This is a genomic window from Pseudomonas sp. lyk4-TYG-107 (genome assembly GCF_030209055.1).
In the GTDB taxonomy this organism is placed as follows: Bacteria; Pseudomonadota; Gammaproteobacteria; order Pseudomonadales; family Pseudomonadaceae; genus Aquipseudomonas; species Aquipseudomonas putida_A.
On record NZ_JARVST010000002.1, the window covers coordinates 375,694 to 387,865 of the forward strand.

Genomic DNA, 12,172 nt, shown 5'->3' on the forward strand with positions numbered 1-12,172 from the left:
GAGGAGGCCGACATGAGACGTCTCGACATTTTGCTGATTGGCGCCAGCCAGGCCATGACCGACCTGGCGCAGGAACTCGAACAACACGGTCACTCCTTACGGCGCAGCGGCGCGGCGCAATCGCCAGTAGATCTGATCATCGACGATGGCTTCATCGGCGCCGGCGATTTCTGCGCCATCCCGCACTTGCATCTGCGCCTCGGTATCGCTGCGCAGAGCCTTGGCGGTTTACCGACGCTCGACCTGCTGTGCTTCCTCGGCTCGTCACTGATCAGCCGTGTGCCGATTGGCGATGAGCCGTCCGGCAATGGTCAAGCACTGCGCCAGCGAGTGCTGACGCAGGTGGTCGACGAAGTCGCGCTGCTGGTCAGCCGTTTCTCCCGCGATGCCGAGTATTTCCAGCAGGCAATGCCCGCCACGGCGCCGGACTTCGAACAGGTGGAGGACCTGTCGTTTCTCGACAGTCTGGCTTACGTCCATCGCCTCAACGCCACGACGCATCCGGCATTGTTGCAACAGGCGCAGACGCCGTTGATCGAACGCCTGCAACGCAGCCTGATCGAACACGCCGAGCGACCGGCGCTGCACCTGGCCGAGCACTCGCTCAGCTACCGCCAGTTGCACGCGAACAGCCGTGCGATCCAGCAACGTCTGCAGCCACTGCTAGAGCAGCATCCGCAGCCGTGGGTCGTGGGTATCTGCCAGCCGAAAAGCCCGGCGCTGTTCGCCTCGATTCTGGCGGTGCTCGGCAGTGGCGCAGTGTATCTGCCGCTCGAGCCGGGCCATCCGTTGCAGCGCCAGCAATACATCCTGCAAAACGCCGGCGCGGTGTTGTTGCTGCACGACGGCGAGCATCCGCTCGGTGAGTCGATGCCCGGGTTGGATGTCAGTCATATCGACAGTGCCGACGCGGATCTCAGCCAACCGTTGATGCGTCAGCGGCCGACGCTTGAAGCACCGTGCATGGCGCTCTACACCTCCGGCACCACCGGCCATCCAAAGGGCGTGCTGCTGAGCCAGGCGAACCTCGCGCACTTTACCGCGTGGTACGCCGATTACGTGCAATTGCGCGCTGAAAGCCGGGTGTTGCAGTTCTCTTCACTGAGCTTCGACTCGTCGCTGATCGATATCTTTCCGACGCTGCTGCAGGGCGCCGAACTGGTGGTACCGGATGACACCCAGCGCCGCGATCCGCTGCAACTGGTGGCGCTGATCCGCCGCCGGCAACTGACCCACGCGTTCCTGCCGCCGGCACTGCTGAGCATCCTGCCGCTGGAGCAACTGCAAGGTGTCGAGGTGATGACCGGCGGCGACGTCTGCGAGCCCTTCGTCATCGAGCAATTGACCCGCCAGGGCAAGCTGCACAACCTCTACGGCCCCACCGAAGCGACGGTGCTGATTACCGCTCGCCAGCTCAAGCCGGGTGACAGCAACCGCACCCTCGGCGCGCCGATTGCCAACAGTCAGGTGCTGATTCTCGATGACGAGTTGCAACCGGTGCCGGAGAACACCGTCGGCGAATTGTTCATCGTCGGCCCCGGCGTTTGCCTCGGCTACTTGAACAATCCGCAGCAGACCGCGGAGCGTTATCTGACCCTGCAACTGCCGCACGGTGAGCGCTTGCGCGCCTACCGCAGTGGCGACATGGCCAAGTGGGGCGAACACGGTATCGAGCTGTGCGGACGGCGCGACAATCAGGTAAAGATCCGTGGTTTCCGGGTCGAACCGGAAGAGATCGAGCGCTGCCTGCGCGAGAGCCAGTTGTACCGCCAAGTGGCGGTGGTGATCGACAGTCAGCGGCGGATTCTGGCGTTCCTTGCGCAGCCGCAATCGGACGCCGCTCGCGATGCATTGAAGGCGCATGCTCTGCAGTTTCTGCCGGACTACATGCAACCGGTGGCATGGACTGAACTGGCGCAGATGCCGTTCGCCAGCAACGGCAAGGTCGACCGCAAAGCGTTGCTGGAGCTGCCGGTTAGCGTGCAAGACAGCGGCCCGAAATGCCTGCCGGCAAACGCTGACGAAGCGCTGCTGCTGGAGATATGGGCGGAACTGCTGGAGCTGCCGAGCAGCGATATTTCCACCGACGAAAGCTTCTTCAATCTCGGTGGGCATTCGATTCTGCTGTCGCGGATGTTACTGCGCTTGCGTGAGGAGTTCGGGCGCAGCATCTCGATCAACCGCTTCATCGAACTGCCAACCATCAGCAAACTCGCGACGCTGGTGCGCGGTACCGATGACAGCGCGGTGCTCAGCGCCCAGGCCATGGCCGACGCCGAGCGTGCGCTGAACATCGAGCCGCTGCCGATCAGTCGCCTGGGCGATGTGCACAAGGTGATCGTCACCGGCGCCAACAGCTTTGTCGGCGTGCACATCGTCGAAGCGCTGCTCGGTTGGGGCGCCAGCGAAGTGGCGTGTCTGGTGCGCGACGGTGGCGGGCAAACGGCGGCGCAGCGTTTTGCTCAGGCGCTGCGTGAGAACCGTCTCGAGCATCTCGATTTGAGCCGGGTGCGGATCTACTCCGCGGACCTCACCCGCCCGCAACTCGGCCTGGCCGACGACGATTATCAGCGCCTGGATCGCGAGTTCGGCGCACTGGTGCACAACGCCGCCAACGTCAATCACGTGCTCGATTACGAGTCGCTTGCCGCTGATAACGTCGAGCCGATTTTCGAGCTGCTGCGTCTGTGTGAAGGACGCAGCAAAAAGGTCTTCAACTTTGTCTCGACACTGTCCGCTTCCAGCACCGTCGACGGCGAAGGCCGAGTGCTCGAACTGCCCGCCGCGCCGACCCCGCCAATCTACATCCGCAACGGCTACAACCTGTCGAAGTGGGTCGGCGAGCGCGTCCTCGAACGGGCTCGCGAGCGTGGGGTGTGGGTCAACCTGTATCGCCCCGGCAACATCAGCTTCAACAGCCTGAGCGGCGTCTGTCAGCCGCACAAAAACCGTTTGATGCTGATGCTCAAGGGCTCGATCCAGCTCGGTCAGGTGCCGGCCTTTGCGCTGAATTTCGACCTGATGCCGGTGGACTTTCTAGCGCGTTTCATCGCCTTCCACGCCAGCCGTTATTCGACCGAGCGCGCGGTGTTCAACCTGCACAACCCCGAGCCGCTGAGTTGGGACGCCTACGTCGCTTCGTTCCGCGAAACCGGCAGCGAGTTCTCGCTGGTCAGCGTCGCCGACTGGCAGCAGCAACTGGGCCGGGTCGACGCCGACAACGCGCTGTTCGGCGTGCTCGGTTTCTACCTCAACGGCTTCGAGGAAGACATCGGCGACATCTCCCTGATCGGCCACGCCAACGCTGAAGCCGGCGTGCAACAGATGGGCGCGCACTACCCGGAAAAATCCCCGGCGCTGCTACGTCGCGGCTGCGATTACCTGAAACAGATCAACTTCATCTAGTTCATCAAAAAGGAGTAACACCATGAGCAATCTGCAACCCGACACCCTGATCAAAAACCCGCACGGCTGCCACGTTGTGTCGTCGGTTGAAGTGCCGGCGGACGCGGCGCAGGTCTGGGCGGTGGTCGGCAATTTCGCTGGCTTCGACCGCTTCATCCCGGCGCTGTCGCACATCGAAATGACCGGCGACGGCGTGTCGTCGCTGCGCAAGAAGTTCTTCAAGGACGGCAACGTGGTGGTCGAGCAACTCAACTCACGCGATGAGCAGGCACGGGCCATGACCTGGACCACGATCTACAACACCTTGGGTGTGGCGAATTTGTGGGCAGCAATGAACGTGGAATCATTGGGAGCGGGCAAGTCGCGGGCGACCTGGACGATCATTGCCGAGCCGGCCAGCGGAGGTACCGAGGCACTGCCGGGATTCAAGGATTTCGTGCAGGGGTTTGCCGATGATGCGATGGGGAATGTGCTGAAGCTGTTTGTATAAGGCTTCAGTTTGGCGGTGACTGAACTACCGCCTTCGCGAGCAAGCCCGCTCCCACATTTTGATCGCATTCCTTCTGTAGGAACGCGGTCAATTTGTGGGAGCGAGCCTGCTCGCGAAGAACGATAACGCGGTCTCGAATCTGAAAGTCAGATCTTGAAGCTGTCGACCAACTGCTTCAACCGATTCGCCTGCTGCGACAACGCATCACAATCCTTCAACGTTTCATTGAGGTTGGCCACGCTCTGCTGGTTCAGCAGGTTGATCTGGTTGACGTCGACGTTGAGGGTTTCCACCACCGCGGTCTGCTCTTCGGTTGCAGCGGCCACCGACTGGTTCATGCCGTCGATTTCACCGATGCGCTGGGTCACGCTGACCAGGCGCAGGCCCGCCTGATTGGCCACTTCCACGCTCTCTTCGCTGGACGCCTGACTGGCGTTCATGGTGGTCACCGCTTCACGGGAGCCGACCTGCAAGGAGGTGATCATTTTGTGGATCTCTTCCGCCGATTCCTGGGTGCGGTGGGCGAGGTTGCGCACTTCGTCCGCCACCACCGCAAAACCGCGCCCGGCTTCACCGGCACGGGCCGCTTCAATCGCCGCGTTGAGTGCCAGCAGGTTGGTCTGCTGCGAGATGCCTTTGATCACATCGAGGATGTGGCCGATGTTGTCGGTGCTGGCATTCAGGGTTTCGATCTGGGTGCATGACAGGCTGATCTTCTGCGACAGCTCGGTCATCGCCTGAATGGTCTGCTCGACCACCTGACGACCGTCATCGGCCTGCTCGCTGGCGCCGCTGGCGTGCTGCGACGCATCGGCGGCGTTGCGGGCGATTTCCTGAGTGGCGGCGCCCAACTGGTTGATCGCGGCGGCCACGCTGTTGGTGCGCGCACTTTGTTCGTCGGAGCCGATGATCGAGGCGTTGGACGAGGCCATTACCCGTTGCGACAGGTCGTGCACATGACGGGTAGCCGACGACACTTCGGAAATCGACGCGTGAATGCGCTCGACGAACTGGTTGAACGCGCTGCCCAGTTCGGCGAACTCATCCTTGCCTGCCACGACCAGACGCCGGGTCAGGTCGCCTTCGCCTTGAGCGATGTCCTGCATCGCGCGGCCCATAGTGGTCAGCGGACGCATCAGGACGTTGATCAGCAGGCTCAGCAGCAGCGCAATCGCAGCGACCGCGACGAACATCGCGATCAGCGCCGAAGTACGGAACTGGCTGAGGGCGGCGTAGGCCTTGTCACGATCGATCGACAGACCGATGTACCAATCGGCATTCGGCAAACCGCTGACCGGAGTGAACGACAGGATGCGTTCCTGGCCGTTGAGCACCACGTTCTGGTTGCCCTTCTCGATGCGCACACCGGAATTCGGGTAGATGTCCTTGAGGTTCTTCATCACCTGGTCTTTGTCCGGGCTGACGATCACCTGACCGTCACCGCTGACCAGGAACGCGTGACCGAGGCCACCGAAATCCACCGAGTTGATGATCTTCACCAGTGTTTCCAGGCTCAGGTCACCGCCGACCACACCCAGCAGTTCGCCATTCTTTTTCACCGGCATGGCGATGGTCACGACCAGACCACCGACCGCCGCCATGTATGGCGGGGTCAACATGGTTTTGTCAGCAACGACTGCTTGCTTGTACCAAGGGCGCTGACGCGGGTCGTAGCCGTCGGGCATCTTCGCGTCAGGGCGCTGGGTGAACACACCGTTGGCCTGACCGACGTAGGTGAACTGGAAGTTCGAGGTGAAGGCCGGTTGATCGACCAGCCCCGGGAAGTCGGCGTCTTTGCCCTGATGGGCAACGTTCTGCGCGAGGTTTTCCAGCACCAGGATCCGCCCGCTCATCCAGTTCTGCACGCTGCTGGCGGTCAGATCGCCGGCCTGCTGCACGGACGACTGGAGATTCTGGGCAATGGTGTTGCGCTGCAGATAGTCGTTGTAGAGGGTGAACAAAGCGAAAGCCAGGACCACGACGCCCGAGGCGGCCAACAGGATTTTATGGCTGAACTTGAGATTCATTTCATGGGACTTCTTATGCAAAAGTGGGGATGCGTTCCGGGATGCAACATTCCATGTACAGCGCAGGCGGCGTTCTGACGGCCGCTCTACTTTGGTGCACGCATGTCTCACCAGTCTGTCGGCACCATTTGCGGAAATCTTAGGGCTGCGTGGGAAATGCCCGGCATTTCTGTCAGATTCCCGCCGAACGGCGTGCCAGAGCGTCCGCCACGAAGTTTTTTTGCTGGATCTCCGAGCAGAGGTTGCAAAATTCGCAGCCCCTGATAAAAATGCGACTAATTATCATTTGTGACGTTCGGGCTGTCGCGTTCATGTCCTCACCTGAGTTTGCAGTGCGGGCGCTTTACAGGAGTCATCACGGCTGGCTCAACGCCTGGCTGCGGGCGCGGCTGGGCAATGCCGCGGATGCCGCAGATCTGGCCCAGGACACTTTCGTGCGCCTGTTGCAGCGCAGCGAACGCCTGGAACTCAAGGCACCTCGCGCATTTTTACGCACCATCGCCCGTGGCTTGGTGATCGATCATTGGCGTCGTGAAGAAATCGAACGCGCCTATCTCGAAAACATCGCCCATTTGCCCGAAGCCGAAACCCCAAGCGCCGAAACCCGCGCGCTGGTAATCGAGTTGCTCGAGAGCATCGCGCGCATGCTTGAAGGCTTGCGACCGAAAGTGCGTCAGGCGTTTCTGCTGGCGCAGTGCGAAGGTTTGACCCACAAGCAGATCGCCGCGCAGATGGGCTTGTCACTGCGTTCAGTCGAACGTTACGTCGCCGATGCGCTGTATCACTGCTACGTGTTGCGGTACGCAAGTTGATGCCTGTGGATAACAACTCAGTCACGCGCCGCGCCGAGCCGCAGCAACAGGTGGTCAAGCAAGCCATCCACTGGTTGCTGCGGCTGCGTAACAACCATGGCAATGCGCGCCTGAGTCATCAGTGCGACGCGTGGCGCGCCGAACATCATGAACATGAACTGGCCTGGCAGCGCGTGCAGTCGTTGCAGGCGGAATTGAGCCATAACCTGCGCGCCGTGCCCGGTGCGCACGTGGCGCTGAATACGCTGGAAAACAGTGCGCAAGGACTCGGACGGCGACAGGCCTTGAAGTTGCTGTCCGGCACGGTACTGATGGCCTCCACGGCGTGGCTGGCCAAGGACACCTCCGTCTGGCAGCAGTGGCGCGCTGATTACGCTACGGCGACCGGCGAGCGTCGCGGGTTCCAGTTGCCCGACGGCACGCGGATCGAGCTGAACACTGCCAGCGCAGTGGATCTGGACTACACCGCGCAGCAGCGGCTGATCAAACTCACTCGCGGCGAAATCATCGTCACATGCGGCGGTAACGATGAAGGCGCGACGTTCAACCGGCCACTTCGCGTGCAAAGTCGTCATGGTATTTATGAGCCGATAAAAGCCCGCTTCATCCTGCGTCAGGACAGCGATTGCACACGGCTCACCGTCAGCTCCGGGAGCGTCGCCATCCGCAGCGGCGCAACCTCCGTCGAGGCACTCGCGGGACAGACCTATCTGATCGATCATCATCAGGTGCGCCCGGCAGCGCCACTGGATATGGACGTGGGCGCGTGGGCCGATGGTTTGATTGTGACCCGCAATATGCGCCTGGGCGATTTCCTCAATGAAGTCGGGCGTTATCGTCAGGGCTTTGTGACGTGCGCGCCGCAGGTGGCGGACTTGCGCCTGTCCGGAGTGTTCCGCCTGGAGGACACCGACACGCTGCTGGCCATCCTGCCGCAGACCCTGCCGGTGCAATTGCGTTATCGCACCCGATGGTGGGTCACACTCGAGGCGGTGGCCTGAAATTATTTTGGCGGGTTTTCGCGACAAGTCCGGCTTGGTCAGTAAGCACTTCAACTCAGCCTTTGCGACTTGCCACGGAAACCGACAATGACTGTCCGCCTCACCTGTAAGAAACCGCTGAATTTCACTGCCGAATCGGGCCTGCTGCGCCACGCCGTTCGCGCCGCCCTGCTGTCCACCGTTCTGGGTGCCGGTGCGCTGCCCGGCCTGAGCGTCGCCGCCCCTGCCAGTGAAGCGAGCAGTCATCGCTACAGCATCGGCGCCGGCCCGCTGGGCGAAGCGCTGAACCAGTTTGCCCGTCAGGCCGGCATTACCCTGGCGATGACTCCGCAGCAAACACAGGGACAACAGTCTCCGGGCGTACAGGGCGAATATTCAACCGATCAGGCGTTGAGCCATTTGCTGGGCGGCTCGGGTCTGGAAGCGGTCAGCCAAGACGGCAGCAGCTACGTCCTGCGTGCTGTCAGTGAAACCGATGCGCTGGCACTGCCAACCACCGATATCAAAGGTTTCGCCCTCGGCAACGCACTCGGTAGCATGGAAGGCTACAACGCCACCCACAGCCAGATCGCCACCAAGACCAGTACCGCGTTGCTGGAAACTTCGCAAAGCGTGTCCGTGGTCACCCGCGAGCAAATGGACGATCAAGGCTCGCAGACCGTCTCCCAGGCGATGCGTTATACCCCCGGCGTGCTGACCAACCCTTACGGGGCGACCCATCGCTACGACTATGTGGCGATGCGCGGCTTCAACGATGGCTCGGTGGATAACATCTACCTCGACGGCCTCAAGTCGATGGGCGACAGCGGGACCTACAGCACCATGCAGGTCGATCCGTATTTCCTCGAGCGCGTGGATATTCTCAAAGGCCCGTCGTCGGTCTTGTATGGCCGCAGTTCGCCCGGTGGCCTGGTGGCGCTGACCAGCAAAAAGCCGTTGTACGAGGCCTATCATCAGGTTCAGGCCACGGTCGGTACCCAAGGTCAGCGCGGGGTCGGGTTTGACTTCAGCGGCCCAGTCGATGACGACAAGCGCATTGCCTATCGTCTGACCGGTTTGACGGATCAGTCCGATACACAATTCGACCACAACAAGGAAAAACGCTTCGCCCTCGCCCCGACCCTGAGCATTGATTTCACTGAAGACACCTCGCTGACGCTGCAGGCGTATCTGCAGCACGATCCGGATGGCGGCTACCACGGTGGCGTGCCGGCGGACGGGACGATTCATCAGCGCAACGGCAATCGCATCTCGCCGCACTTCTTCGAGGGCGAGCCGGGGATTGATGGCTACTCGCGGGATCAGCAATCGTTCGGCTATCAGTTCGAACATCGCTTCAACGATGTCTTCACAGCGCGACAGAATTTCCGTTACCTCGACTCCAAAGTGAACATGGATCAGGTCTACGCCTACGGCTGGACGACACCAACCAGCAACGAACTGAACCGCTATTACACCGGCGGCGATGAACGTCTGCATGCGTTCATCGTCGACAACATGCTGCAGGCCGAATTCTTCACCGGAGCTACCAAGCACACCGTGTTGATGGGTGCGGACTATCAGCGGCGCAAAACGGTGGTCGACTGGACCAGCGGCGGTCTGGCGCCGATCAATGCGTTCAACCCGGTCTACGGCAATTCGGCGATCGATATGTACGGCGACACAAGTTACCTGCGCCGCCTGGAGCAGACCGGGATCTACCTGCAAGACCTGATCGAGATGGATCAATGGCGGTTTTCGCTGGGTCTGCGTCAGGACTGGGTCGAGACGTCGGATGAGAACCGTATCGCCGAAGCGGGCCGTCCGGTGGGCACGGAAATCAACGACCGCCGCACCAAACTGACCGGCCGCGCTGGTGCGTTGTATCTGTTCGATAACGGCCTGGCGCCGTACATCAGCTACTCCGAGTCGTTTAACCCGAACTCGTATGCCGACAGCGCCGGTAATCCTCTGCCTCCGACCGATGGCACACAGTGGGAAGTCGGCCTGAAGTATCAACCGCCGGGTACCGACAACCTGTTCACAGCCTCGCTGTTCCGCATTGATCAAGAAAATCTGGCGACCAAACTGCCGCAGGAAAACTTCTACCGCGCGGTAGGCGCTGTCCGTTCGCAAGGGCTGGAACTGGAAGCGCACATGCAGTTGACCGACAACCTGAAAGTACTCGGCAGCTATACCTTCACCGATATCGAGTACTCGAAGTCGATGGTCAGCACCTTGAGCACGCCGACCGATGTGATCGAGAACAAAGGCAACTCGCCGACTCAGGCACCGCGGCACATGGCGTCGTTGTGGGCGGACTACAAATTCGACAGTGCGGCACTCGACGGCCTGCGCCTGGGCGGTGGTGTGCGTTATGTCGGTTACAGCTGGGCGGATGCGGAAAACACGCTGAAGGTGCCTTCCTACACCTTGTTCGACGCATCCATCGGTTATGACCTGGGCAAGGTCGGCTTGAAGGGCGTCGACGTGCGCCTGAACGCGAACAACCTGACCAATGAATCCTACGTAGCCTCCTGCGCGAGTCTGAACTTCTGCTACATGGGCGAAGAGCGCAACGTCGCCGCCACGGTCAGCTACCAGTTCTAAACCTTTGCCTTGTGCATAAAAAAGCCAGCCCCTGTTTTCAGGGGCTGGCTTTGTCGCTTCTGTGGGGAAATTCTCATGCGCGCATTGTTGGTGTTGTTGCATCGCTATATCGGGCTGGCAACAGCGGTGTTTTTGCTGCTGGCCGGGATCACCGGAAGCATTCTTGCGTTCAATCATGAGTTGGATGAGTGGCTGAATCCGCACTTCTACGCAGCCTCATTTGAGGGGCAACGATTGCCTCCCGGGGGCTTGGTCGACGTGGTGCAAACCACGCATCCGAAGTTGCAGGTCTGGTACATGGAGTATCCGCAGGAGACGGGGCATACCGCCATGTTGGCGGCGGTACCGCGTAATGATCCGGTGACCGGCAAACCGTTCGATGAGCGCAATCAGGTGTTCTATCTCGACCCGGTGAGTGCCGAGCAGAAGGGCCAACGTTACTGGGGTGAGTGCTGCTTTTCCCGGGAGAACTTCATTCCGTTCATTCTTGAGTTTCATTACAACTTGACGCTGCCCGGAAACTGGGGCTTGTGGTTGATGGGGCTGGTTGCCAGCGCCTGGGTGATCGATTGTTTCATCGCGCTGTGGCTGACGTTTCCTCGTGGCAAGCCGTTTTGGAAAAAGTGGTCGGCGGCCTGGAAGATCAAGGGCGGCCACGTCTATCGACTCAACTTCGATCTGCATCGGGCCGGTGGATTGTGGCTGTGGTTGTTGTTGCTACCGATTGCGGTCAGCAGTGTCGCGATGAACTTGCCCAGTCAGGTCTTCAAACCGGCGGTGTCGCTGCTTTCACCGATCGAGCCGAGCGTTTATGAGGCTCGAGGGCGAATGCCTCCCTCGGAGTTGGGGGTGACACAGTTGAGTTATCAACAGGCGTACGAAAGGGCATTGGTCGAGGGGAAGAGGTTAGGGCTGACAGCGGCGATCGGGGAGTTGTATTACAGCTTTGAGTACAACTTCTACGGCGCAGGATTCGGGCAACATGACACTCAAGCGCATGGAAAATCCTGGTTGTTTTTCCACGGTACTGACGGGCGATTATTAGGTCAGGAAATTGCCGGACAAGGGACATTGGGGGAACGGTTTTACCGCTTGCAACTACCGATACATGGCGGACGGATCATCGGCTTCACCGGGCAAGTGATCATCGCGGTATTGGGTGTTGTGATTGCGGGGCTGTCAGGGACTGGCGTCTACATCTGGTGGCGCAAGTGGCAGGCCCGGCGCATCAGCCAGGCTCGTAAAACGGCCTGATGTTTGGGGGTCCTGAAACGACAAAACCCCTGTCTGCGTTAGCAGACAGGGGTTCTGGAATTTAATCTTGACGATGACCTACTCTCACATGGGGAAACCCCACACTACCATCGGCGATGCATCGTTTCACTTCTGAGTTCGGGATGGGATCAGGTGGTTCCAACGCTCTATGGTCGTCAAGAAATTCTGTATCTGGCCCGTCAACACGGTAACGTGCCAGCAAAATCGGTGACTTCTACTAAAAAACAAAACCCCAACTGCTTTCGCAATTGGGGTTTCGGAATTTAATCTTGACGATGACCTACTCTCACATGGGGAAACCCCACACTACCATCGGCGATGCATCGTTTCACTTCTGAGTTCGGGATGGGATCAGGTGGTTCCAACGCTCTATGGTCGTCAAGAAATTCGGGTACTGACTCGTGACCGGTTGGCCTCGCTTCAGCAAATTGGGTATGTGATACAGGTGTTTTGTGAGCAGCGCGAACTTTCGGTTCATTGCGTCTTCACACACCGCAATCTGGTCTCTTTCGAGCATGCAGATTGCTTGGGTGTTATATGGTCAAGCCTCACGGGCAATTAGTATTGGTTAGC

General features: G+C 60.0%; 7 protein-coding genes and 2 rRNA genes. 6 read left to right on the plus strand and 3 right to left on the minus strand.

The features are described from left to right. The first annotated feature begins 12 nt into the window (after positions 1 to 12). Both QRN61_RS03385 and QRN61_RS03390 read left to right on the plus strand, forming a co-directional pair. Entirely contained in the window at positions 13 to 3,405 is a 3,393-nt protein-coding gene (locus QRN61_RS03385; protein WP_285373216.1) for an amino acid adenylation domain-containing protein, read from the plus strand. Between the two features lie 22 nt (positions 3,406 to 3,427). After that, entirely contained in the window at positions 3,428 to 3,895 is a 468-nt protein-coding gene (locus tag QRN61_RS03390) for an SRPBCC family protein (RefSeq protein ID WP_097086764.1), read from the plus strand. A gap of 146 nt (positions 3,896 to 4,041) precedes the next feature. Here the strand turns inward: QRN61_RS03390 and QRN61_RS03395 are convergent, their stop codons facing one another. Continuing rightward, positions 4,042 to 5,922, minus strand: coding sequence for a methyl-accepting chemotaxis protein (locus tag QRN61_RS03395; RefSeq protein WP_096797711.1), 1,881 nt, complete (start codon positions 5,920 to 5,922; stop codon positions 4,042 to 4,044). Positions 5,923 to 6,233: 311 nt separating this feature from the next. Here QRN61_RS03395 and QRN61_RS03400 point away from each other — a divergent pair, with 311 nt between their 5' ends. The 4 genes from QRN61_RS03400 to QRN61_RS03415 all read left to right on the plus strand — a co-directional run bounded on the left by QRN61_RS03400 (position 6,234) and on the right by QRN61_RS03415 (position 11,578). Beyond that, on the plus strand, positions 6,234 to 6,734 hold the full coding sequence (locus QRN61_RS03400) for a sigma-70 family RNA polymerase sigma factor (protein WP_285373218.1): 501 nt from the start codon (positions 6,234 to 6,236) through the stop codon (positions 6,732 to 6,734). Next, on the plus strand, positions 6,734 to 7,735 hold the full coding sequence (locus tag QRN61_RS03405; RefSeq protein WP_285373219.1) for a FecR domain-containing protein: 1,002 nt from the start codon (positions 6,734 to 6,736) through the stop codon (positions 7,733 to 7,735). The genes QRN61_RS03400 and QRN61_RS03405 overlap by 1 nt, the downstream gene beginning before the upstream one ends. Positions 7,736 to 7,822: 87 nt before the next feature. Then, entirely contained in the window at positions 7,823 to 10,324 is a 2,502-nt protein-coding gene (locus QRN61_RS03410) for a TonB-dependent siderophore receptor (protein ID WP_285373220.1), read from the plus strand. A gap of 75 nt (positions 10,325 to 10,399) precedes the next feature. Beyond that, entirely contained in the window at positions 10,400 to 11,578 is a 1,179-nt protein-coding gene (locus tag QRN61_RS03415) for a PepSY-associated TM helix domain-containing protein (RefSeq protein ID WP_096797715.1), read from the plus strand. A 65-nt stretch (positions 11,579 to 11,643) separates the two neighbouring features. Here the strand turns inward: QRN61_RS03415 and rrf (QRN61_RS03420) are convergent. Beyond that, a 5S ribosomal RNA gene (gene rrf, locus QRN61_RS03420) occupies positions 11,644 to 11,759 on the minus strand. A 107-nt stretch (positions 11,760 to 11,866) separates the two neighbouring features. After that, positions 11,867 to 11,982 (minus strand): 5S ribosomal RNA (rrf, locus tag QRN61_RS03425). Positions 11,983 to 12,172 lie beyond the last annotated feature (190 nt).